Annotated in this window: 20 protein-coding genes; 4 read left to right on the forward strand and 16 right to left on the reverse strand. The window is 72.4% G+C overall.

The features are described from left to right. Positions 1–12: 12 nt before the first annotated feature. Together E0F75_RS04880 and E0F75_RS04885 are read right to left on the reverse strand one after the other, a co-directional pair. On the reverse strand, positions 13–783 hold the full coding sequence (locus E0F75_RS04880) for an amino acid ABC transporter ATP-binding protein (protein WP_187621218.1): 771 nt from the start codon (positions 781–783) through the stop codon (positions 13–15). 183 nt (positions 784–966) lie between these two features. Then, positions 967–1,662, reverse strand: coding sequence for an alpha/beta hydrolase (locus tag E0F75_RS04885; RefSeq protein ID WP_187621219.1), 696 nt, complete (start codon positions 1,660–1,662; stop codon positions 967–969). Between the two features lie 272 nt (positions 1,663–1,934). Between E0F75_RS04885 and E0F75_RS04890 the strand changes: the two genes are divergently transcribed. Both E0F75_RS04890 and E0F75_RS04895 read left to right on the forward strand, forming a co-directional pair. Further along, entirely contained in the window at positions 1,935–2,393 is a 459-nt protein-coding gene (locus E0F75_RS04890; protein ID WP_187621220.1) for a Crp/Fnr family transcriptional regulator, read from the forward strand. Between the two features lie 192 nt (positions 2,394–2,585). Beyond that, on the forward strand, positions 2,586–3,926 hold the full coding sequence (locus tag E0F75_RS04895; protein ID WP_187621221.1) for a carboxyl transferase domain-containing protein: 1,341 nt from the start codon (positions 2,586–2,588) through the stop codon (positions 3,924–3,926). 176 nt (positions 3,927–4,102) lie between these two features. On the opposite strand, the gene E0F75_RS04900 is transcribed toward E0F75_RS04895, so the two are convergent. Further along, positions 4,103–4,585, reverse strand: a complete 483-nt coding sequence (locus E0F75_RS04900) for an SAM-dependent methyltransferase (RefSeq protein ID WP_187621222.1) — start codon at positions 4,583–4,585, stop codon at positions 4,103–4,105. A gap of 271 nt (positions 4,586–4,856) precedes the next feature. Between E0F75_RS04900 and E0F75_RS04905 the strand changes: the two genes are divergently transcribed. Further along, the gene (locus E0F75_RS04905; protein ID WP_229312505.1) at positions 4,857–6,560 is read left to right on the forward strand and encodes an FAD-dependent monooxygenase; all 1,704 of its coding nucleotides are present in this window, start codon (positions 4,857–4,859) and stop codon (positions 6,558–6,560) included. Here E0F75_RS04905 and E0F75_RS04910 read toward each other — a convergent pair. From E0F75_RS04910 to E0F75_RS04970, 13 genes are all read right to left on the reverse strand, one after another. Continuing rightward, positions 6,537–8,183 (reverse strand): glycosyl hydrolase family 8, encoded by a 1,647-nt coding sequence (locus tag E0F75_RS04910; RefSeq protein WP_187621223.1) that lies wholly within the window; start codon positions 8,181–8,183, stop codon positions 6,537–6,539. The two genes, E0F75_RS04905 and E0F75_RS04910, sit on opposite strands and share 24 nt — an antisense overlap. A gap of 176 nt (positions 8,184–8,359) precedes the next feature. Further along, on the reverse strand, positions 8,360–8,719 hold the full coding sequence (locus E0F75_RS04915; protein WP_187621224.1) for a hypothetical protein: 360 nt from the start codon (positions 8,717–8,719) through the stop codon (positions 8,360–8,362). A 96-nt stretch (positions 8,720–8,815) separates the two neighbouring features. Beyond that, on the reverse strand, positions 8,816–9,790 hold the full coding sequence (locus E0F75_RS04920; RefSeq protein ID WP_187621225.1) for a helix-turn-helix domain-containing protein: 975 nt from the start codon (positions 9,788–9,790) through the stop codon (positions 8,816–8,818). A 130-nt stretch (positions 9,791–9,920) separates the two neighbouring features. Then, entirely contained in the window at positions 9,921–11,036 is a 1,116-nt protein-coding gene (locus tag E0F75_RS04925; RefSeq protein WP_187621226.1) for an AI-2E family transporter, read from the reverse strand. 154 nt (positions 11,037–11,190) lie between these two features. Beyond that, entirely contained in the window at positions 11,191–12,621 is a 1,431-nt protein-coding gene (locus tag E0F75_RS04930; RefSeq protein WP_187621227.1) for a serine/threonine-protein kinase, read from the reverse strand. A 29-nt stretch (positions 12,622–12,650) separates the two neighbouring features. Further along, on the reverse strand, positions 12,651–13,457 hold the full coding sequence (locus E0F75_RS04935) for a serine/threonine protein kinase (protein WP_187621228.1): 807 nt from the start codon (positions 13,455–13,457) through the stop codon (positions 12,651–12,653). A gap of 140 nt (positions 13,458–13,597) precedes the next feature. Then, positions 13,598–15,709 (reverse strand): family 43 glycosylhydrolase, encoded by a 2,112-nt coding sequence (locus E0F75_RS04940; RefSeq protein ID WP_187621229.1) that lies wholly within the window; start codon positions 15,707–15,709, stop codon positions 13,598–13,600. A 90-nt stretch (positions 15,710–15,799) separates the two neighbouring features. Beyond that, positions 15,800–17,311 carry a hypothetical protein gene (locus E0F75_RS04945; protein ID WP_229312506.1) on the reverse strand — a complete coding sequence of 504 codons (1,512 nt, stop codon included), beginning with the start codon at positions 17,309–17,311 and terminating at the stop codon, positions 15,800–15,802. Positions 17,312–17,340: 29 nt separating this feature from the next. Continuing rightward, complete coding sequence (locus E0F75_RS04950; RefSeq protein WP_229312556.1) at positions 17,341–18,786, reverse strand: peptidoglycan DD-metalloendopeptidase family protein; 1,446 nt, start codon at positions 18,784–18,786, stop codon at positions 17,341–17,343. Between the two features lie 258 nt (positions 18,787–19,044). Further along, positions 19,045–20,034 (reverse strand): alpha/beta hydrolase family protein, encoded by a 990-nt coding sequence (locus E0F75_RS04955; RefSeq protein ID WP_187621231.1) that lies wholly within the window; start codon positions 20,032–20,034, stop codon positions 19,045–19,047. Between the two features lie 137 nt (positions 20,035–20,171). Further along, entirely contained in the window at positions 20,172–20,816 is a 645-nt protein-coding gene (locus E0F75_RS04960) for a 4'-phosphopantetheinyl transferase superfamily protein (protein WP_187621232.1), read from the reverse strand. 9 nt (positions 20,817–20,825) lie between these two features. Then, positions 20,826–21,059 carry an acyl carrier protein gene (locus tag E0F75_RS04965; RefSeq protein ID WP_187621233.1) on the reverse strand — a complete coding sequence of 78 codons (234 nt, stop codon included), beginning with the start codon at positions 21,057–21,059 and terminating at the stop codon, positions 20,826–20,828. Between the two features lie 106 nt (positions 21,060–21,165). After that, positions 21,166–22,023: a hypothetical protein gene (locus E0F75_RS04970; protein WP_187621234.1), complete on the reverse strand. Its 858-nt coding sequence runs from the start codon at positions 22,021–22,023 to the stop codon at positions 21,166–21,168. A 421-nt stretch (positions 22,024–22,444) separates the two neighbouring features. Between E0F75_RS04970 and E0F75_RS04975 the strand changes: the two genes are divergently transcribed. After that, positions 22,445–23,659 (forward strand): phytanoyl-CoA dioxygenase family protein, encoded by a 1,215-nt coding sequence (locus E0F75_RS04975; protein ID WP_229312507.1) that lies wholly within the window; start codon positions 22,445–22,447, stop codon positions 23,657–23,659. Positions 23,660–23,689 lie beyond the last annotated feature (30 nt).

The following is a 23,689-nucleotide window of genomic DNA, read 5'->3' on the forward strand; positions in this document are numbered from 1 at the left end:
GGTGCTGCGGTGTCAGTGGTGGAGGATCTTGGACAGGAAGTCCTTGGCGCGGTCGCTGCGCGGATTGTTGAAGAACTCGTCCGGGGTCGTCTCCTCGACGATCCTGCCGTCGGCCATGAAGACCACGCGGTTGGCCGCGGATCGGGCGAAGCCCATCTCATGGGTGACGACCACCATCGTCATGCCGTCCCGGGCGAGTTGCTGCATGACCTCCAGGACCTCGTTGATCATCTCGGGGTCGAGCGCGGAGGTCGGTTCGTCGAAGAGCATCACCTTCGGATCCATGGCGAGGGCGCGGGCGATCGCCACGCGCTGTTGCTGGCCGCCGGAGAGCTGGGCCGGGTACTTCTCCGCCTGCGAGGCGACCCCGACCCGGTCGAGGAGGGCGCGGGCGCGCTGCTCGGCCGCCTTCCGGTCCTTCTTGCGGACCTTGATCTGGCCCAGGGTGACGTTGTCGAGCACCGTCTTGTGCGCGAAGAGGTTGAAGGACTGGAAGACCATCCCGACGTCGGCGCGCAGGGCCGCGAGTTCGCGCCCTTCGGCCGGCAAGGGGCGTCCGTCGACGACGATCCGGCCCTCGTCGATGGTCTCCAGGCGGTTGATCGCGCGGCAGAGCGTCGACTTCCCCGATCCCGACGGCCCGATGACGACCACGACCTCGCCGCGGTGGATCGTGAGGTCGATGGACTGGAGGACGTGCAGGGTGCCGAAGTACTTGTCGACCCCGCGGAGCACGACGAGCTCGTCGCCTCCCTCCGGGACGCCACCTTCCGGGACGGGCATGTCACCCTCCTGGCTCACGCCCCCGCTTGCCGCTCCTTCTCACGTTCATGCTCCGCCCTCCACCCGGCCCGCGCACGCCGGAGGGGGTGCACGGAGGGTGAGCGGGCACGCCGAGACGTGACCCCCCGCCCGGGCCGGGGGGTCACGTGGAGCCTGAGCCGTCGGACGGCGGTCAGGCAGTGGTCAGGAGGCGGTCTCGCGGACGGCCAGCTCGATCAGGTCGCAGACCTCGACCGGCCGGGAGGCGAGCGAGGCGTGGCTCGCGTCGAGCTCGACGGTCTTGCGCGGGTTCATGCGCGCGGCCATGCGGCGCTCGTTGTCGGGGTGGATCATGCGGTCCTCGGTGGAGACCTGGTAATACGTCGGCTTGGCCCGCCAGGCCGGTGCGGTGACGTTGTCGCCGAAGGTGGAGCCGAGCGGAGCCTTCTGCGTGACGGCCATCACCAGGGCCTCCTCCGGGGTCAGGTCCTGGGCGAAGCTCTCGTGGAACTTGTCCTGCTTGATCCAGAGGTAGCCGTCGGAGTCGGGGGCGATGTTCTCGAAGGCGGCGGGCGGGTTCTCCTGGCTGATCTGTCCGGGGCTCTCGCCGGCGTCCGGGGCGAAGGCCGCGATGTAGACGAGGCCGGTCACGTTCGGCAGGTCGCCCGCCTCGGTGATGACGGCGCCGCCGTAGGAGTGGCCGACGAGCAGGACGGGCCCGTCGACCTGCCGGACCATCTTCCGGGTGCGCTCGGCGTCGTCGGCGAGCGAGGTGAGCGGGTTCTCGACGGCGTGGAGCCGGCCGTGTCCGCGGCGGTGGAGTTCGGTGATCACCTTGGCCCAGTGGGCGGCGCCGCCCCAGAAGCCGTGGACGAGGACGATCGCGGGCGTGTCTGCCATGGGTTCCGTACCGATCTGCGCGAGGAATGGGATCCCGCCCCTGCTCCCGCCCCGTACCCCCGTCGTCACGCTACGGGAGGGGCGGTGGGCCCGCACGTCAGGCCTGGGCACGCGCATGTGCTCCGGCCGGGGCACGCGCGTGGGCTCCGGCCTGAGCACGCGCGCGAGGGCGTACGGGCGGGGCTCGGCAGGCGTGCGCCCCGCGTACGCGCGCGTGGGGGCGGGCTGGCGGACACTGGGGGTGGGAGCCGAGTGCGTGAGGAGGGTCCGCCATGAGCAGTGCCGCACCCAAGGTCAGCACGTTGCCGCCGGAGCACCGGGAACGCCTGATGGCCTTCGCCGAGGACGTGTACTTCGAGTCCGGTCACCGGCTGTTCGAGGAGCAGCAGCACGCCGACCGGTTCTGGATCGTGAAGACGGGCGCGGTGACGCTCGACGCGAGGGTGCCGGGGCGCGGGGCGCCGGTGATCGAGACCCTGCACCACGGCGAGCTGGTGGGCCTGTCGTGGCTGTTCCCGCCGTATCTGTGCCAGTCGGGGGCGGAGGCGATGACCCCCGTCCGGGCGCAGGAGTTCGACGCCCCGGCCGTGCGCTCGATGTGCCGCTCGGACGCGGAGTTCGGAGCCTCGGTCATGTTCTGGGTGGGCGCGATCCTGGCCCACCGCCTCCACGTGACCAGGGTCCGGCTCCTCGACCTGTACGCGCCGCACGGGAGCGGCATCCTGGCCTGAGATCCCAAGGGGACCGCAGAGGCGGGGGGCTACAGGGACGCGGCCCGGTGAAGGCGCAGGGACGGGGGCGGGCCGGAGCCGTCGGACCGCCGGACGCTACGGTGGCGGTGCACCGGCGGGTCCGGTCCCCGGCGGCCACCGCGGGGCGGACGGGCCCTCCCCCACACTCCGTCGACGAGCTGCGAGGTCCGGATGAGCGACCCGACGACGGCACGCGAGGCGATCGCCCTCGTCGCCGGCGACGACTTCACCGAATTCCCCTTCGCGGAGGGGCCTTTGACGGGCGACGGACCGCTGGGATGGCCCGGCTACTCCGCCGCGCACGCGCGCGCCGCCGCCCGTACCGGCGAGACCGAGTCGGTGATCTGCGGCACGGGTGGGATCGGCGGGGTGCGGGCGGTCCTGATCTCCTTCGAGTTCGGGTTCCTCGGCGGATCCCTCGGAGAGCGGACGGGTGCGCGCGCCGCCGCGGCCCACGCGCAGGCCCGCGCGCGACGGCTGCCCGTGGTCGTACTGCCGGCGACCGGCGGCAGCCGGATGCACGAGGGCATGCGGGCGCTGCTCCAACTCCAGCTCCTGGCGGGCGAGTCGGCCCTCACCCGCGCAGCCGGTCTGCCGCAGATCGCCGTCCTGCGGGACCCGACGACGGGCGGCGGCTGGGCCACGCTCGGCGCCGGATCGGATGTGGTGCTCGGGCTGCCCGGCGCGCAGGTCGGCTTCGCCGGTTCCCGGGTCCGCCCGCCGGACGCGGACCCCGCCGCGTACACCGCGGAGGCGCAGTTCGAGCACGGCCACATCGACGCGATCGTGGCGCCCGACGCGCTCGGTGACACCCTCGGGCGCTGGCTCTCCCTGCTCACCCGTCCCGCCGAAGGGCCGGCGGCGCCGCCGCGCGCGCTCGGCGACCCGGACATGCCGCCCGCCGCGAGCGGCCGGGAGGCGGTGGCCCGGGCCCGGCACCCGGAGCGGCCCCGGGCGGCCGCGTACCTCGACGCGCACTTCTCCGTCCGAGAGGAGATCTCGGGGGACCGCGCCGGGGGTGTCGACCCGGGGATGCGGTGCGGCTTCGGGCGGCTCCCCGACGGCCGTACGGTGGCGTACGCGGCGCAGTGCGGGACCGCGACCCGCCCGGCCGGTTTCCGTACGGCCGCCCGGCTCGTACGGCTCGCCGACCGGCTCGGGATCCCGGTCCTCACCCTCGTCGACACTCCCGGGGCGGCCAACGACCCGGAGGCGGAACGCGCCGGCGCGGGCCCGGCGATCGCCGACCTGTTCGCCGCCGTCGCGACCGCGCGCGTCCCCGTCACCTCGCTCCTCATAGGCGAGGGCGGCTCGGGCGGCGCCCTCGCCCTCGCGGCCCCCGACAACCTCTGGGCCACCCCCGACAGCTACTTCTCGGTGATCGCCCCCGAGGCGGCCGCGTCGATCCTCAAGCGCCCGCCGGAGGAATCCGCCGCGACGGCGGACCGACTCCGCCTGCGCCCACGGGACCTCCTGGACCTGGGCGTCGTCCGCGGCATCGTGGAGAGCTGAGGCCCGCCGTGCGCGTGTCCGGCCGGACCATGGTCGGCCCCGCCGCACACACGTAGTCGGCTCGCGGAAGGCCCTCTCCGCGAGGGCTACCGCCGTACCTGGCAGGGGGTCCTCGAACCGGTCGGCGGCCCGGGCGCACCCAGCCGCCGACTCGGCCCGGCCCCGGCCTCAGCCGCTCAGTAGTAGTTCCGCATGATCTCGTCCGCCCAGGCCGGCTGGGCGGTCGGGCCCTGCGGGGCGAACTCGGCCATGTACGGCTTGATGTCGAGGACCGGCGTGCCGTCGACCGCGTCGAGGCCGCGCACATGGACGTCCAGGCCGTCCGTGCGCACCAGCACGCAACGGGAGAGTCCGAGGCGGTTGGGGCGGTTCCTGCCGCGCTGGGCGAAGATCCCGACCAGCGGCCACTCCGTGTTGCCGCGCGGGTGACGGGCACCCGTCTCGACGGCGTCCGGTCGTACGCGGTCGAAGTGGTAGACGACCTCCAGGTGCGAGAACGCGTCCAGGCCGGCGAGCGCCTCGGGGCCGAAGGCCTCCGCGTCCAGGCGGATGACCGACTCGACGTCGCCCCACTCGTCGTCGCGCACCGCTTCGCGGCCCCCGACGACATGGCCCACCGGATGGGAGACGACGGACGGCCGGATCTGTTCCTGTGCCATGAAATCCTCGTTCTTTCGTACGCCCCCGGAGGGATGCCCGTCCGGCACGCTATCGCTGCTCCCGGGGCCGTCAGATGCCGGGCCCGTGCCCCGGATCGGGCCCCTGGCGCGGATGCCACACCGCCGCGACACCCCAGAGGCCGAGCGCGGCGGCGGCGCAGACCAGGAACGCCGTCCACGGGCGGAGCCACCGCGCTCGCCGAACGAGCGGCCGCGGGTGACCATGGAGAACGGGACCTGGCGAGAAGCCGGCCGGCACTGGAGGGCACCCGTGGCGCACACCGGCACCACCACCGACGTACTCATCGTGGGCGCGGGTCCGGTCGGCCTGAGCGCCGCCGCCGAGCTCCGCAGGCACGGGGTGCGCTGCCGGCTCGTCGACCGGCTGCCGGCCAGACTCCCGTACGCCAAGGCCGTCGGGATCCAGCCGCGCACCCTGGAGCTGTGGGACCGGATGGGCCTGATCCGTGCCGTCCTGGAGGCCGCCGTCCCGATGCGCGGCCAACTGACGTACGTCAACGGCGCGGTGGCGGCGCGGATCGCGCTGGAGCTGCCCCCCGACGTGCCGTACGGCTTCGCCGCGCTGCCGCAGTACGAGACCGAGCGGCTCCTGGAGGAGTACGTCGCCGGCCTGGGGACGTCCATCGAGCGCGGGACCGAAATCGTCTCTTTCGTCCAGGACCCGGACGGGGTCACCGCACTGCTGCGCAGCGCGTCGGGGCTCACCGAGGAGCTGCGGGTCCCCTATCTGATCGGCTGCGACGGTGCCCACAGCGTCGTCCGCAAGACACTGGGCCTGTCGTACGAGGGCGGCGCGTTCCCGGAGGCGTACATGCTCGGCGACGTCGTGGCCGAGTCCGACTGGGACCTGCCAGAGGGGTACGCGCTCCGCTGCGAGCACCGTGCCGCCGACGGGTCCCTCAACGACGTCCTCGTCTGCATTCCGCTGCCCGGCGCCGGCCGCTACCGGATGTCGATGAAGGTGCCGCCCGAGCCGGCCGAACCGGCCGATGCGGCGCCGGCGGCGCAACCGCCCCGGAGCGGCTCCCCGTCGGACGGACTCGCCCACGGTCTCCAGGGCGGTCGCGGCCCCGAGCTGTCCCGTCTCCAGGCCGTCGTCGACCGGCTGGCCCCGGGGCCGGCCCGGCTCTCCGATCTGCGCTGGTCGTCGGTGTTCCGCATCAGCCACCGCATCGTCGGCCGTTACGGCGAGGGGCGGGTCTTCGTCGCGGGCGACGCCGCGCACATCCACCCGCCCACCGGCGCCCAGGGCATGAACACCGGCATCCAGGACGCCGCCAATCTGGCCTGGAAGCTCGCCCTCGTGGTGAAGGGCGAGGCCGGGCCCGCGCTGCTCGGCAGCTACGACGCCGAGCGCCGCCCGGTGGGCGAGGAGGTCGTCGGCCGTACCGTGCGGCACGCCACCCGGGGCATCGAGAGCGACCCGGACGACCTGACGACCCTGCTGCTCCGCGAGGCCCAACTGCTCGTCGGCTACCGGGACGGCCCGCTCGCCGGCGCCCCGTACGGGCCGGTCGGCGCGCCGCAGCCCGGCGATCTGGCCCCGGACTGCGGCGGTCTGAACACACCGGTCGCCGTCTACCCGCTGCGACTGCTCGACGTCCTGCGCGACCGCCCGGGACACGTGGCCGTGCTGTACGGGGCCGATGTCACCGGGCTGGCGCGGGCGGTGGCGGCGGCGAGGGCCGCCGCCGCCGAGCGGCTGCCGCTCGACGTCGTCGCCCTGCTCCCCCGGGAAGCCGATCCGGACGCCTCCCCCGCCCTCGGCGCTCCGGCATACCGGGACGCCGCCGGGGAGTTCGCGCGGATCTACCTCCCCGACGGCGACACCGGCTTCGTCGTGCGCCCGGACGGGCAGCTCGCCGCGCGGTTCCCGCTCGGTGCCACCACGGCGGCCCTGACGGACTGCCTCAAGGCGCTGTCCGTACCGCTACGGGACCCAGTGGTTGCCTGAGGCCGTGATCATGACCTGGAGCTGGATGCTCGCGGAGAAGTAGCTGCTGGTGTCGATCGGGGTGGCCAGCATCTTGTTCCACAGGGCGTCCAGCCAGGCCTGGCTGCCGGAGTCGGTCATCGCCGCCACCGCGAACGGGGCGAAGAAGGCGGCCTCGCTGCCCGCCGAGATCTGGGTGCCGTTGAGCTTGTAGCCGATGGCGATCTTGTTCGGGTCGCCGCCGGTCTTCGTCTTGATCCAGCTGTTGACCTTCCGCGCGGCCGCGAGCGACGTGGCGTCGCCGCTGGTCACCGCGTCGTCCGCGATGCGCCACGGGGTACGGCAGGCGTTCCACCAGTACGCGCCGTCGTTGGGGTCCTCGAGGACCTGGCCCGGGGCGGGCCTGGGGGTGGTGTTGGTGTCGACGACGAAGTCGGGGAGGAGTCCGGTGCCGGAGGCGTAGGTCGACTGGAGACGGGAGATCTGGGTCTGGTGCGCGGTGCGCACGGCGTCCCAGGTCGTGTCGCCGGAGGCCGTACGGAAGGCGCGGAAGTGGTCGACCATCCAGTCGGAGGTACGGGATATGTAGTAGTACTGGTCGCCGGAGCTGCTCCAGTCGCCGAGCTTCAGGAGCTTGGTCGTCGGGTTGAGCTCGTCCTTCTTGATCGCGGCGATGTGCTTGAGGGCGAGGTCCTTGTAGTTGTACGTGCCGGTGCTGCCCCACTGCTTGTCGGCGAGGAGCAGACCGTAGGCCACGTCCATGTCGCCGTCGGTGGCGCCGTCACCGCCGTTGACGCTGCGACAGTCGACGTCCTGTTCGGCGGCGAGCAGGTTCGGGTTGACGGCGGACGGGTGGTCGATCTTCCACTTGACGAGGCCGTCGAAGATCTTCTTCGCGTCGGGGTCGGCGCCGGCCATGGTCGCGGCGACGACCATGCCGTAGCCCTGCGCCTCGGCGACGTACGGGTGGTCGGCGTCGGGCGAGATGATCTGGTACCAGCCGTTGCCGCAGTTCTGCCGGACGAAGGCGGACTTCCACCTGTTGTAGTAGTCGACGACCTTCTGGTCGAGGGTGGCCTGGGAGCCGGAGGGCTTCAGCGTGCCGGCGGCGTAGGGCTTGAGGTGGCTGCCGAAGGGGACGGCCGTGCCGCCGCCGCCCCCGGTGCCGGTGGGCGCGCCGTACACCTCGAACTCCCAGAGGGAGTAGCCGTACGCGGTGCCGCGGCCGGTCCCGTACATGCGGACGTAGCGGCCGCTGCCGGAGACCGTCAGGTCGTCGGTCGCGCCGTCACCGGCGGTGGTGGAGTAGACGTCGGACCAGGTCGAGCCGTCGGCCGAGGTCTGGATCTTGTACGTCTTCCCGTACGCGTCCTCCCAGTTGAGCTTGACGCGGGAGATCGTGTGACCGGCCCCGAGGTCGATGCGGATCCACTGCGGATCGACCCCTTCGAGGCTCGCCCAGCGAGTGGCCGCGCTGCCGTCCACCGCGAGACCGGGCCCGAAGGCCGAGGTCTCGACGGACGAGGCCGTCACCGCCTTTCCGGTGGACACCAGGCTGTCGGCGGCCTGTGCCTGCGGCAGCACCGTCAGGGGCAACGCCAGCAGACCCGCGAGCCCGAGAAGCGAGACGCTTCGTCGACGCATGACAACTCCCTTTCCCTCCATGGCCAATGGTTAGGAAATATTCCTAACCATTGGCCCGGAGAGTAGAGAGGCCGGAAGTCCCGCGCAAGACCCCGCACCACAACCGGAACGTGAACTCCTCGGTGCGGGACTTCCGGTCGACCCGGCGTCACGGGCAGGCCTGAAGCCCTCCCGGGTCAGGAGGAGACGGTCGTCCAGTCGCCGCTCTGCGAGGTGGGCACCCACGCGTTCGTCTCCCCGAAGTACGTGGCGAACGAGCAGGAACTCCCCTTGTAGAAGGTGACATCGACCTCGCCCTTCCACCACCATCCCCCGACCCAGGTGTCCTTGCCCGGGGTGCTGAAGCAGCCGGAGGCCGCATCACCGTTCTGGTTGTAGCCCTGGACGCGGATGGAGTAGACGAGGCCACTGCTGTCGTGGAAGTGGATCTGCTGTCCGTTCGACGCGGCGAACGACTGCCCGGCGGAGCCCAGCACTCCGGCGAAGGTCAGGGCGGCGGCCGCTGCGACGGTGGCGACCTTGGTGCGTACGTTCATGTTCCGTGACTCCGTTCACGCCGGGGTGGTGTCTCCAGCGGTGAACTTATGCCCGGGCAGCCCGCGATGGTGTGCGTGACGTGCAGGGTTCCTGTGCTATCCGTGCCGCGGGGTGACCTGGGACGACACACGATGTTCGGTCGGAGTGATCCCGTAGGCCTCGCGGAACGCCCGGCTGAAACCGCTGGCGCTGGAGAAGCCCCAGCGCCCCGCGATCGCCTGAACGGAGAGACCTCTCGTGGCCCCGCAGGCGAGGTCGGCGTGGGCGCGCGCCAGCCGGCTCTGGCGGATGCGCGCCGAGACGGTCAGGGGCTGGTCGTCGAAGAGGGTGTAGAGCCGCCGCAGGGACATGTTGTGCCGATCGGCGATCATCCGGGGCGTCAGGCCGGGGTCGCCGAGATTGTTCTCGATGAAGCGGTCGATCCGCCGCACCGTCTCCCGCGCGCGGGCCTCGGCGGGCGCCTCACGGGCGTCACCGAGCTGCCGCGCGAGAAACACGACAGCCAGGTCGAGGGCGACGGCCCCCATTCCGCGCAGCTCCTCCGGGCTGCAGAGCGGGCCGCGTCCGATCAGCGTCCTCAGGAAGTCGGCGAAGACCGCCCCGGACCCCGCATCCGCGGCCAGGTCCCGCGCGAGGAGCCGGTCCACCCGGTCCGCGCGCAACGCCAGTGCCTGCCGCGGAATCTGCAGGACCACCGACTCGACCTGCTCGCCCAGGCACGCCCCCTCACTCGGCCGCGAGGTGTCCGTGAGGACGAGGCCCCCCGCGATCACCGAGTCATTGCCCCGCTGGGAGATCCTGACCGCACCCCGTGTGACGAGGGCCAGTTGAAGGTGCTCGGGATCGCCGCGACGGACATGAACCGGCGTGCGTCGCGAGACCACCGGTGAGCAGGCCAGGGCGGACAGCCGTACCGCACCGAGGTCCAGGTCCGTGACGCTCGCCCGGAAGTCGGCCGCATGCCGGGTGCTGAGCATGACGGGCATGACCTCGGTGGACACCGTCTGGCAGAACCAGGCGAACCTGTCCTCACGTGCCCCGACGGCCTCCGACGCAACCAGCGATCCCATGCGGCCCCCACGCCTCGACGCGGCAGCGGTCCGACCCCGTGTCGGGTGCCGCACAGCCGTGCGTCATCCCCCGCTGCCGCGGAGTCGATTATCAGGCACGCTGTTTCGGACACCGACCGAGCACCGGACTTCAGTCCTCCGCCGTCTCCGCGCCACCCTCCGTCGGTGTCGCCCCAGCCTCCGTCGTCGCCGCGCGGGCATCCCGTAGCGCCGTGTGCACCGACCAGACCACCGAGACCAGAGGGACGGCCACCACGGCGCCCACGATGCCCGCGGCGATCGAACCCGCGATGACCGAGATCGCGACCACCAGCGGGTGGAGCCGTACGGCCCAGCTCATGACGAGCGGATGCAGGACGTGGCCCTCGATCTGGCCGATCACCACGATCAGACCGATCACGATCGCGGCCACCAGGGGACCCTGCGAGGCCAGCGCCACGACGGCGGCGATCGCCAGGGCGATGGGCGAGCCGATCAGCGGCACGAACGCGGCGACGAACTCCAGGAGGGCCAGCGGCACCGCGAGGGGGACGCCGAGGAGCCACAGGGCGATCCCGACGAGCACCGCGTTCACCGCCGCCACGAGAACGATCCCGTGGGTGTAGCCGGTGAAGGTCCGCCAGGCGGCGCGCCCGCCGACCGCCACCCGCTCCCGGACCGACCCGGGCAGCTGCTTCTGGAACCAGGCCCACTGGCGGTCGCCGGAGTGGATGAAGAACACCGCGGAGAACACCGCGAGGGCCAGCGTCGTCAGCACGGCCACCACATGATGGGCACCGCTCAACGCCGTACTGACCAGGGTCGAGCGATGGCTGGAGAGGTAATCCCCGATCTTGGCCTGGAGGTCGCTCAACGCCCCCGGGTTCAGCCGGAACGGCGGCCGTTCCAGCCAGTCCTCGATCCGGCCGACCCCCACCCGGAACTCGCGCACGAGGGTCGTCCGCTCCCCCGCCACCGCCTCCCCGACCAGCGCGAGCACGCCCAGGACGAGCGCGATGCTGCCGAGGAGGGTGAGCGCCACGGCGAAGGGCCGGGGCAGCCCCCGGGCGACCACATCGGCGAGGGGACGGAGGAGGGCGGTGATCACGAGCCCGAGGAAGAGGGCCACGCCGATCTCGTGGAAGCGTCCGAGCACCGCGAACAGGCTGTAGACGAGCACGCCGACGACGAGCAGCCGCCACGCGTACGCGGCGGCCGTACGGAGGAAGGGGCTGACCGTGACCGTCGGTGATGTGCCTGGCTGCATCCCACCGACCTACCACCCGCGACGGCCTCCTGTCGTCAGGATCACAGGCCGGGCGCCGGGAACTCCGCCGATCGGCGGTGCGGCGAGGTCACAACGGGCGCGCGCCGACTCACCGCGACGGCGCGAGCGTGCGGCGCCGGGCGAGCGCCTGACCTCACGACGCAGCGTGCGGGCAGCGCGGCAGCGCCGGGTGGTCCTTCGTGCGTACGGCGGGCAGCCAGGCCTCTCGTGCAACCCCACGCGGCAGGTGGACACGGAACCAGCGGGTCGACTCCCGGTCCTCCTCGTCGATGATCAGCTCGCCGTCGGGGAGCTCGCAGTCGGCTTCGAGGACGTCGCCGTGCCAGACCCGGGTCGGGACGACGTTCTCTGCGGTGTACGGCCGCCGGGGGTCGATCGCCAGGCCCAGACTGCACCGGGGGTCCCGGTCGACGCGGTCCTGGCAGCCGCGCTCGGCGTTGAACACCCGGACAGGGGCCGGAGACACCTCCGGGCGCCCCGGTCCCGGCCCGCCGTCCCGGCCCGCGTACGTCCAGATCGCCGCGCCCAGTGCCCCGCACACCGTGACGGCGAGGAACGCGGCCGCCCGGGCCCGGCGCCCTCGACGAACGGTACGGGGCACGGGCTCGGGCACGGGCACGGGCACGGGCACGGCGGATCTTCCGGCCTCGTGGGCGGCGATCCGCCGGCTCAGGCTCTCGGCCGTGTGCGCGGCCCGCTCGGCGTGGGTGGGGGCGAGGCAGTCGGCGGCCAGGGACCGCCAGAACTCCGGTACCGCCTGGTCCATCCGCAGCGGCGCACGCCCCTCCGCGTACTCCTGTACGGCGGCACCCCGCGCCATCGGCGTGGCGCCGGTGAACGGTGCTGCGCCCGAGGCGAAGACCTCGTGGATCACGATGCCCAGGGCCCAGATGTCGGCGCTGGGCCGGACCTCCACACCGAGCTCCCCCAGCGGGGCCTTCCACCGCTCGGGCGGGAGGTAGTCCAGGGTGCCCATCGGCGGCGCGTACCCGTGCGTTCCGGTGAGTTCGGTGGCGAGGCCGAAGTCCGAGAGCTTCACCGAACCGTCCTCGCCGATGAGGACGTTCTCCGGTTTGAGGTCGGCGTGGACCCAGCCCGCCTCGTGGAGGTGGGCGAGGCCCTCGCAGACGCCGGCGATCAGACGCCCGCCCTCGGCCTCGGTCGTCCCGCCTTCGGTCGTCCCGGCGTCGATGAGGTCCCGCAGACTGCACCGCGCGCGCTCCATGACCAGGACGATCGCGCCGTCCAGGGTCGGATGTCCGGGTGAGGCGAGGACGAGGGAGTCGAGGAGCCGGACGAGCCTCGGATGCCCTGCCCCGCGTCCGAGTTCGACCTCACGCCGGGCGGCTTCGGCCACACGGGCGGCCTGGCGCGGTGCGAGTCCGGCGGTCGGCATCACTTTGAGGGCGACCTCGGACCGCCCGGGAGGGCCTTCCCCGTCCGCCGCCGGGCGGCCCGCGTAGACGGTCGCCCAGCCGCCGGCCCCGATCGGCTCGACGACCTCCCACGTACCCAACCGGTGTCCGGGAGGCAGGAGTTCGGTGAGGCCGCTCCCCCATGACATACCGCGGCTCCGCACCTGCGTCACGCCCTCTACCGTCCCCGTGCGGCCGGTTCGGCCCGGGGCGGCAACAGCGCGAGATGCTCCTCCCGTACGATCCCGAACCTCAGCGCGACACCGACCACGGCCTCGCGTTTGCCGTGCCGGCGGTCCGCGCGGCCCGCGCCGCCCGGGTCGGAGACCGGCCCGCCGCCGACCCTCAGCTTCTCCTCGGCGAGATAGTCGATGTGCGAACTCACCGCACGGGGCGTCAGCTTGGCGCAGCCGGGGTGTCCCCTGAGCCGCTCGACGACCTGCGGGGTCGTCGGCACCGCCACCGGGGACTGGTCCCGTAACCAGGGTTCGCAGAGCGCGGCGAGCACCAGGAAGTACGTGGCCGTCTCGTCGAGCGAGTACGCCGTGACCGTACGGCTCTCCCAGGAGCCGCCCATGCCGTGCGGGTCCAGATAGACGTGGTCGGGCGCGAACACCTGGAAGGAGACCGTGGTGTCACGGCGAGTGGGGAGCACCACCCGGGAGAACTCGAAGGGGATGGGCGCGCCGACCCGACGGGGCGGGACCCTCAGGTACTCGCCCGCGCCTTCCGGGTTCTCCACGAGATAGCTGTGGGTCGCGCTGTGGTTGCTCAACTGCCAGTGGTCGTCCGTGACGCGGATCTCGCCGGCGAGGCGGGAGATGGCCTCGTCGGCGAGGCGGAGCTCGACGGGTGTCCTCGACGAGCCCCGCCCGAAGCGCGCCCGCTCCCCCGGTCCGAGCCTGAGGGTCACCGCCTCGCCGTACGGCTCTCCGTCGACGACGCCGCCGCTCCCCTGCGGCAGATGGACGACTATGCCGCTCACCGATCCCCCGTCCCGCGCGTCGACAGCTGTCCTGCACGCAGAACGCTACCGGTAGTGCGCGGCTCTTCACCGTATGGCATCGGCCACTTCCGTGACCGGGCCGAACCGTGCGCAAGCGGGAGAATGGTGGGCGCCCTCGATCAGGCCGCGGTCGCCCGTGGAGAGGGTGACACGGGTGTCCGCGAGTGTGCGCGGATCGGCCGGAGCGGGGCGACCCGTCGGTCGTCGCCGAACGCGGTCCACGGACGCCAGCCGCCGCTGGGCCGGTCCTGTACGCGGGTACGGATCCGGCCGTCCGCCGTGACGGCGAAGACGTGCAGCCGTCCGGTGGCGTCGGCCGCGGCCGTCGGCGTACCGGCGAGCAGGACGCCGGGCTCGCCGAACTCGTCACCGGGATCCCAGGCTCCACCGGGCGTCCGGTGCCATCGGTGGCCGATGCGCGCACCTCCGGGGGACAGCGCGAAGGCCTCGAGGCGCCCGTCGGCACTCGGCGCGAGCATCGGGGCCGCCTCCGTCCAGCCGAACAACGACTGCCAGGCGTCCCAGCCGCCGCTGGGCACGGACTGGCGCCGGTGGAAGGCCCCCAGGCCCGACGGGCCGATCGCGACGACGGCGAGCCTTCCGCTGCCGTCTCGGGCCACCCGGGGCGCGGCGCCCGCCGCGGTGCCGAAAAGGTTCCACTCGGCCCAGGCGCCGTTGGCCGACGTCTGCCACCGGTGGTGGAGCGCCGCCCCGCCCGGCGCGAGGACGAACACCTCCAGGCGGCCGTCGTCGTTGGCGGCGACGACCGGCGGAGCACCGGCCGGGCCGCCGAACCCGGCGTCCCACGGCCCCCAGAGCCGCGACCCCGGGGACGACTGAGCCCGCCGTGCGACGGAGGCGCCCCCAGGGCTCAGGGCGAACACCTCCAGGCGGCCGTCGGCGTGACGGGCGACGGCGGGGGCCGCGCCCGCAGGACCGCCGAACTCCTCCCAGTCGTGCCAGTCGCCGTCCGGCCGCTGCGCCCGGTGGTGCAGGCCGGCCCCGCCCGGAGCGAGCGAGAAGACCTCGAGACGGCCGTCGGCGTCACGGCCGAGCGTGGGGACGGCCCCGGCCGGGCCGCCGAACGTCTCCCACTCCGACCAGGTGTCGGTGCTCGGGTCGAGCTGGACGCGCCGCAGCATGGAGTGGTCCCCGGCATCGAGCGCGAAGACGGTCAGTCGCCCGTCGGCGTCGAGACCGGCGACGGGATTGTCCGGGCTCTGCCACGGCGGCGGCGTGTCCCGCCAGGCCAGCGGAGCCACGTACAGCCCCTGCCGGAACCATCCGGCGGCGCTCGCGTACCAGTCCTCCCCGTCGGCGAAGACCTCGACGGCGTGGCCGGCGACGTGGCCCGCGTAGCCGGTCGGATCGAAGTGGAAGGGGTCGCGCGACGCCAGTACGTCGGTGCCCTCGTAGCCGTTCCGGGGCCCGATGAACAGGTAGTACCAGCCGTCCCGTTCGACGACGAACGGCGACTCGGTGACCGAGACGGTCGCGTCCGTGCTCGCGTCGGTGAACGCGACGCCCGGCGCGCTCCAGTGGACCAGGTCGGCGGAGCGCCGGTGGGCCACGACGTGGTGGCCGCCCGGGCCGGACAGCTCGGTGTAGTACATGACCCACTCGCCACCGATCCGCACCACCATCGGGTCGCGGGCGGCGAGTCCCCGGAAGAGGGGGCCGGACGGCTCACGGGTCCAGGTGAACAGGTCGGTGGAGGTGGCGAGGTTGACGGCGGCACCGCTCGCGCCACCGGCGGCGTAGAACATCCAGAAGGTGCCGTCGGCCTCGACGACGTGTGGCGCCCAGAGGTGCTCCTCGCCGAAGTAGGAGGGGTCGACGGTGAGCGCGTCGGCATGGCTGGTCCACGGCCCGTACGGAGTCGGCGCGGAGGCATGGGTGAAGGAGATCTCCCGCGCGCTGTCCGGGGATTCACCTGGCGCCGCGCTGTCCCCGACGATGCTGAACAGGTGCCAGCGGCCCCGGGCCTTGATGACGGTGTGGTCGTTGAGATAGCGCGCTCGGGTGGGGGTGGACGGGTCGTGGACGTGGGTGAAGGGCGCGGCGAGGCCGAGCCATGAAGCGGGCGGGACGCCAGCGGTCGGGGTCGAGGCGGACCCAGGGGCGCCGGTGGGGCCGATCGCGGCGCTCGCGGCGCGGCCGGGGAGCAGGAGCGGGAGCGTGCCCGCTGCGGCGGCGCCGCGCAACAGGTTCCGTCGGCTGATCGGAAGCATGCTCGTCTCTCCTGAGGACCGCGAGGCCGGCCGTGCCGCGGGGGCACGGCCGACCACGGGTCGGGGATGGGGCGGCGGTCGGACGGTGGATCAGTTCAGTACGGGACCTGCGGTGTTGTTCACCCAGCCCCATTCGGACCAGGTGGTGAATCCGGTCTGCCACCGGTGGTAGGTGCCGGCGTGGCTGGTGCCGAAGACCTCGATCCGGCCGTCCGCGTTCGTCGTCGCGGTCACCTCGGAGCCGCCGGTGCCGAAGGTGACCCACTCGCTGTAGGGCGCGTTGACCCCGGTCTGCCAGGCGTGCATGGCGGTCTCGCCGTTCATCGCGAACACCTCGACGCGCCCGTCGGGCGTGCGCTCACTACTGAGCTGGGCGTTGGTGGGACCGCCGGTCGGCTCCCACTCCGACCAACTCGCGGGACCGGTCTGGTACTTGTGGAACACCCCGACGGGTCCCGAGCCGAAGACCTCAAGCCGACCGTCGGCGTTGTGGTCGACCGTCAGGTCACGACCACCACCGCCGAAGGTCTCCCACTGCGACCAGCCACCATTCGGCGCGGTCTGGTACTGGTGCTGGAAGCTGGTGCCGTTCATGGCGAAGACCTCAAGGCGCCCGTCCGGGGCCTTCTCCATCTCCACCCGGCTGTCGGCCGGACCACCACCGGTGGCCTCCCACTCCGACCAACCACCGTTCGGGACTGCCTGATAGCGGTGGAACAGTCCGACCGGACCGGAGGCGTAGACCTCGATCCGCCCGTCGGCGTTCACACCCGCCGCGATGTCGCGACCGCCGCCGCCGAACGTCTCCCAGTTCGACCAACCACCCGACGGAGACAGCTGATAGCGATGCTGGAAAGTGCCGCCGTTGATCGCGAACATCTCCAGCCGACCGTCCACGTTGGGCGCGATGGCGAGCTCCGCGTCGCCCGGACCGCCCAAGGACTCCCAGGCCGACCACTCACCGTTCGGCTGGAGCTGCCAGGCGTGGTGCACGCCGTCCGCACCGGCCGCGAACACCTCGAGACGGCCGTCCGCGCCCCGCGCCGACACCACCCGCCCCGACTCGGCCGGGTACACCAGCGGGCCGGGCCCCGGTTCGTGGTGCCCGAGACGGTCCACGGCGGCCTGCGCCTCGTCCATGTGCCGCCAGTGGTGGCCCTGGTTGTAGGTGGACCAGGGCTGCCAGTACGTACCGCCGTTGGAGATCTCGAAGGCGGCGTTCGCGTTGCACTGGGCGTCGTACGCGCAGGCGTCGTCCACCTCGGGATGCCAGTAGTCGTTGATCTGCCACAGGCCGCGGTCCCTGGAGGGAGGCGTGTTGTTCTGGACGTTGGTCGCCGACGGGTTGCAGCTGGACTCCGCGAGGGCGACGGCGACGGCGGTCACCAGGCCGTCGCCCCGGAAGCCGGCGGCGTAGCCGGTCTGGGCGCAGAGGTCACTGGGTGCGGCCTGTGCCGGCGAGGCTCCGACGAGGACACCTCCGGCGACGAGCAGCGACGTCAGCAGCGACAGGACGATCCGGTGCGGAACACCGCGCCGGGCGGACGTGGGTCGCGGTGGTCCCGGTGGTCTCGGTGGCGAGGAGCTCTGGACGCTGGTCACCCACTGCCTCCTTCGGATGTCGTGGTGGGTCAGTTGAGGACGGGGCCCGCGGTGGTGCTGACCCAGGCCCATTCGGACCAGGTCGAGGGCCCGGTCTGCCACCGGTGGTAGGTGCCGGCGTGGCTGGTGCCGAAGACCTCGATCCGGCCGTCCGCGTTCGTCGTCGCGGTCACCTCGGAGCCGCCGGTGCCGAAGGTGACCCACTCGCTGTAGGGCGCGTTGACCCCGGTCTGCCAGGCGTGCATGGCGGTCTCGCCGTTCATCGCGAACACCTCGACGCGCCCGTCGGGTGCGCGCTCACTACTGAGCTGCGCGTTGGTGGGACCGCCAGTCGGCTCCCACTCCGACCAACTCGTGGGACCGGTCTGGTACTTGTGGAACACCCCGACGGGTCCCGAGGCGAAGACCTCAAGCCGACCGTCGGCGTTGTGGTCGACCGTCAGGTCACGACCACCACCGCCGAAGGTCTCCCACTGCGACCAGCCACCATTCGGCGCGGTCTGGTACTGGTGCTGGAAGCTGGTGCCGTTCATGGCGAAGACCTCAAGGCGCCCGTCCGGGGCCTTCTCCATCTCCACCCGACTGTCGGCCGGACCGCCGCCCGTGGCCTCCCACTCCGACCAACCACCGTTCGGTGCCGCTTGATAGCGGTGGAAGAGCCCCACAGGCCCCGATGCGTAGACCTCGATCCGGCCGTCCGCGTTCACACCCGCCGCGATGTCGCGACCGCCGCCCCCGAACGTCTCCCAGTTCGACCAACCACCCGACGGAGACAGCTGATAGCGATGCTGGAAAGTGCTCCCGTTGATCGCGAACATCTCCAGCCGACCGTCCACGTTCGGCGCGATGGCAAGCTCCGCGTCGCCCGGACCGCCCAAGGACTCCCAGGCCGACCACTCACCGTTCGCCTGCATCTGCCAGGCATGGTGCACCCCGTCGGCGGCCGCCGCGAACACCTCCAGACGCCCGTCCGCCGACCGCGCCGACACCACCCGCCCCGACTCGGCCGGGTGGACGAGCGGAGGCCTGGGCGGCTGACCTCCGCCGCCCGGGGTGCAGGGCAGGGTGATGCCGCCCTCGGCGAGGTAGAGCTCGGGGTCGATGCCGTACGAGGCGGACGGGTCCCCCCAGATCCGCAGGTGCAGATGGGAGCCGGACGAGTTGCCCTCGGAGCCCATCAGGGCGATCCGCTGGCCGGCCACGACGCGTTCGCCGACGGAGACGTCCCGCTGGTACATGTGCCCGTACTCGGAGATCCGCCCGTCGGCGTGCTGGATGCGGATCCACTGACCGTAGTCGCCGGAGTAGCCGGAGATGGTCACCTCACCGTCGCCCACGGCGTAGATCGGCGTGCCGATGACATCGCCGATATCCACACCGTTGTGACCGCTGTGGTAGGGCTGCGTGACGTCACCGGTGGTCGGGCACGCGGCCGCGGAGGTGGCGGCCCGGGCGGCTGCCGGGTTCGCGGTCATCAGTCCCGGCAGCAGCGTGGCGATCAGCGCGAGCACACAGGTCAGCGCGCGACGGGAGAGTGGGGACAGTCGGGGCGGTGGAGACGTTGGGGGCAATCCGGGAAGCACTGGACGCTCCTCCCCTGGTCGGCTCGGGGTGGGTGGGTGCATGGGTGGATCGGTCGTGGCGGCGGCTGATGAGACGGCGCGAGAGGGCCGCGGGCCGAGGGCCCCCGGGCGCGGGGGCCCATGAGGCCCGCGCGCCGGGGGGCTCCTTGGTCAGGCCTTGCGGAGCCGGCCGATGATGCCGTCGATGTCGCGCTGCATCATGTCGTGGCGGATGAAGTGGCCGCCGGGCAGTTCGTACCACTCGTGGGGAATCCCCGCGTTGCCGAGGAGGGATCGGAACTCGCGCTGCCCGGCCAGGACTTGGGTCTCGTTCGCGGTGTCGAACCAATTGATCGGGTCCGGGCTGGTGCCGGCCACGAGGAACACGCGCTTGTGGCGGTAGCTCTCGATCCGCTGCACGGGGTTGTCGGCGCTGACCCGGGCCTCATCCCAGAGCGGGGCGCCGTAGATCGTTCCGCCGTTGAGGTCGAGGGCCGCGGCCGAGGCGTTGGCCCAGTGGCCCACGAGGCCGCCGTCCCGGCGCAGGCTGGCCGGGCCGGAGTGGGCGCTGACCGAGGCGAAGTGACCGTAGTACTTGGCGGCGTACTTCAGCGCGCCGAAGCCTCCCATGGAGAATCCGGACACCGCGCGGCCGTCGTACTCCGCGAAGGTACGGAAGTTCGCCTCCACCCAGGGGAGCAGCTGGGCGATGTGGAAGTGCTCCCAGTTCCTGGGGCCGGCGTTGGAGCTGACGGGGTTGGAGTACCAGCCCGCGTGGCCGCCGTCGGGCATGACCACGATGATCGGCTTGCCTGCGGTCCAGGCGCGGATGCCTTCGCGGTCGAAGGTGATGAAGTCCTGGTCCGTACCGCCGCCGTGGAACAGGTAGAGGACGGGGTAGGTGCGGCCGCTCCAGTGGTAGTCGTCGGGCAGCAGTACGTTCACGCCGGGGTTCCAGCCGATCGCGTCGGTCGCGAAGCGGTAGTACCACATCCGGTGGTCGCTCTCGTTGCGGTCGACGATGCGCAGGCCGAAGCCGTCACCGGCCGCCGAGGCCGACGACGCCCCCGCGAGGACGCCTCCGGCGCCCAGGGCCATCGCGGCCGTGAGCCCGCCGGCGGACTTCAGGATGCTTCTGCGGGTGGGGCGCTGCGCGGTCAACGTGACCTCCTGCTGGGGTGCGTGACGAACGTGGTTCCTGGCCGCTTGGAAGGTAGCGACGAGGACACGCGCCGGAGCACCCGGAACCTTCCGGAGGGACACGGAGGGACGCCGTGGGGTAGGGGCGGGGCGGATCGTCAGGCGGAGGCGATCGTGATCCGTGTCGCGCAGGAGGCCACAGCGGCGACGGCCGCGCGCGGTCGGTCCGTCCATTCGAGGAGCCGGATGTCGCCTTGGTCGGAGTGACCGGTCGGGCCCGTCCGGCCGGCCTTCAGTCGGGCTTCCGCCCGGACCCACAGGCGCAGCAGCGCCGGGCCCGAATCCGGTTGGGCCGCGGCCTCCGCGAAGTCCGCGTCGGGGAGGAGACGGCGGAGTACGTGTACGGGGCCGGGGCGGCGCGTCGAGGGCTCCACGTCGATGCCGATCGCGCCCGGGCCCACGGCGGCGGCGACAAGCCCGTCGGCGTGACTGAGGCTGACGCCCAGCCCGGGGCGGCCGCGCAGGTACGGGCGCCCGTGGCCCTGCCCGCCGCACCCTGGGCACAGCTGGGCGAGGGCCGGCGTGTCCGGCGGAAGGCCGGTGACACGGGCGACGCACAGCCGCACGAGGAGGCGCGCCGCGAGTACGTCGTCCCGGCGGCCCGGCAGCCGTATCCCTGCGAGGCGACGCCGTTCCCACGGGGCCAGCAGGCCCTCGTCCAGATCAGGGCGGGCCAGCACCTCCGGGGTCGTCGCCACGATGGCCAGCGCCGTGGCCCGGTCCGGCTCCGGACCGCCCGTCATCGGAGACGCTCAGCCGGCGGCGGCGCTCAGGAAGCGCTCCCGGACGCGGCCGAGGGTGCGGAAGTCGTCGATGGTGACTTCCTGGAGGTCGATGGTGTTCCCGGAGAGCTCCTCCAGGAGGTCGATGAACTCCAGGAAGTCCATCGAGTCGATGAGACGCGCCTCGATGAGGTCCTCGTCGTGGGCTATGGGGCCGTCGAGGCCGGGGTTCTTCTCGTGAAGCCACTCGGCGATGCGTTCCATGGGGAGAGGTCGCTCCTTGCTTACAGCTGTCGGGGGGAAACGGGAGAGGGATGCGAATTGCGGGATGCGTCGGGCGCCCGGCGCACCGAGGCGCCGCGGCCTCGCTTCAGACGCGGGCGTCGCGGAGCCGGTCCAGGGCCTGCTCGGGGGTGCCGTGGGCGAGGATCATCGCGTGGATCCAGCGCTCGATTCCGAAGGCGACGCAGGCGCTGTACGCCGGGCCCTCCGAGCCCGCGCGGATGTCCAGCCGTTCGCCGAAGAAGTTGCGGTGCCGGTTCACGGAGGCGATGGCCGTGCCGTCGGGGGCGCAGAACTCGTGCTTGACCGGGTCGAGCGCCATCAGTCTGGCCCGGGAGCCGCCCTTGTCGTAGAAGGGGTCGTCGGCCACGGCCCTGTTCAGTTCCAGGCCGAGGAGGGCGGCCGCTTCGAGGATGAACTCGGCTCCCCTCTCCAGGTGTTCGACGGAGCCCTGCTTGGTGCCGAGGTACAGGACCTCGCGCATGTGGAAGCCCCACAGGCGGCGCAGGCCGTCGTAGTGGGTCTCGTTGCGGAAGCAGCGGCCCGCGGCGGAGAGGCGGAGGCCTTCCTCGCCGACGTCCCGGCCCTCCAGGGAGAGCAGCAGGCCGTAGCAGGTCGCGGACGGCAGCAGATAGCCGGTCGGCCGCAGGGGCAGCTCCCCAGGCGTCTCACCGGCCGCGAGTCCGTCGAGCGCGTCCGGGGCGAAGCGCCCCGCGGAGACGCCGAGATGGGGGAAGTTGCGGAAGAAGTCGAGGCGCGTCAGGCCCTCCACGGAGAGCAGCGGCGGGCCGACGACCTCGGGCGCCGAGAGCCGTGCGGCGAGGCCGGTGAGCAGTTCGTCGAGTCCGTGCAGGAGCGCGGTCCGGACCGGGTCCAGCGTGATCAGGCCCGCGCCCGGGCTCTTCAGGCCGCCGTCCGGCAGGGCCGTGGCGCTGGGTGTGCTCATGGAAACCGCTCCCTCTGGGCGTGGGCGAACCGAGATGCGGGTGAACGCCCATGGATGTGGTCGCCGTCGACCGCGCAGCGCAGCAGCGATGAAGCCGGCTGACATCCCTGCGGGACCGGACCGCGCAAGGGGACACTAGGTCAGCCTCGCGCAGGTTGTCTAGACCAAAGCCGATAGGCTGTCACATGCAACTCCGCATATTGAGACGTCACTTGACAACGGGTATGGTCTAAACCAATTGTTCTGAACGGCGTGACCTCCACACCCCGCGCCGGGCGCCGCCGTGCGTCCGTTCCGTCCACCCCGACGTCCGCCCTTCCGTCCGTCCATGCCACTCGCCCCCGGCTCCGCGCCGAGGGTTTCTCCGTGCTGTCCACCGGCCGGGGAACGCGTGCCCCGACTCCCGCCCTGGAGGGACCAGATGACGACGCCCGCACCCGATCGCCCCCGCCGCCGCCCCCACCTCCACCGGGCGGCCTCGGACCTGCCGTACTTCAGCGCGGACGGCGAGTCCTACCTCGCCCAGACCACGCTGCGGGAGCTGAAGAAGGCACGCCCGCTGCGCGTGCTCTCCGAGGAGGACTTCGCGCACTGGCAGACGTACGGCTACGTCATCGTCCGCGAGGCGATCCCGGCGGAGGCGGCGAAGCGCCTGCTCGACTTCACCTGGGACTTCCAGGGCCTCGACCCCGACCGGCCGGAGAGCTGGTACGAGGACCGGCCGTTCCGCTCCGAGCTGGACCAGCAGCTGCACGTCTACGGCTTCGTGGAGGCTTACCACCACCAGCTCCTCTGGGACAACCGCCAGGCCCAGCGCGTCTACGACGCCTTCGTGGACGTCTGGGACTGCGAGGAGCTGTGGGTCACCCAGGACCGGCTCAACCTCAACCCGCCCAACATCGGGAACCGCGACCGCGCCCTCATCGAGCCCACGGACCGCGGCTTCGACATCGAGCTGCACTGGGACATCGACACCACGCTCGGGGTCCCTCCGCAGCGGGTGCAGGGGATCATCGCGCTCAACGAGACCCGGCCGGAGTCGGGCGGCTTCCAGTGCAACCCGGAGCTGTTCCGGCGGTTCGAGGAGTGGAAGGTCGCCCAGCCGGCCGACCGCGACCCGCTGCGACCCGCCGTGGACCGGACGGAGTACCCCGTCGTACGCCCCGATCTGCACCCGGGCGACCTGCTGATCTGGAACGGCCTGCTCGCCCACGGTGTGGCGCGCAACGTGTCCGAGGACCAGGTACGGGCGGTCCAGTACCTGTCGATGATGCCGGCGCTCGAAGAGCACGAGCGGCTCAGGCGGTCCCGCGTCGACTCCTGGCGACACCTGCGGACCCCGCGCTGGAACCGGACCCTCGTCGGCGACCCCGTACTCCACGAGTCCCGGCGGTACCCGACGGCCACCCTGAACGACCTCGGCAGCCGTCTGCTGGGACTCACCTCGTGGAAGGACGCGGGGGAAGCCTCGACGGCCGACGGGAACGAGGGTACGGGCGCGGGCGCGGGTGAAGGCAGCGGCACCAGCATCGACACCGGTGCGACCCCGGCCCCGAGCCCGGCCCCGGCCGCGCACAAGGGCGCCGCCTCCGTCCCCGACCAGGGCGGGGAGCCGGCGTGCGCCGTGTCTGTCTGACCCTGCCCACCGACCGGGCCTGTGCCGCGA

Source organism: Streptomyces sp. CB02980 (genome assembly GCF_014451325.2).
In the GTDB taxonomy this organism is placed as follows: Bacteria; Actinomycetota; Actinomycetes; order Streptomycetales; family Streptomycetaceae; genus Streptomyces.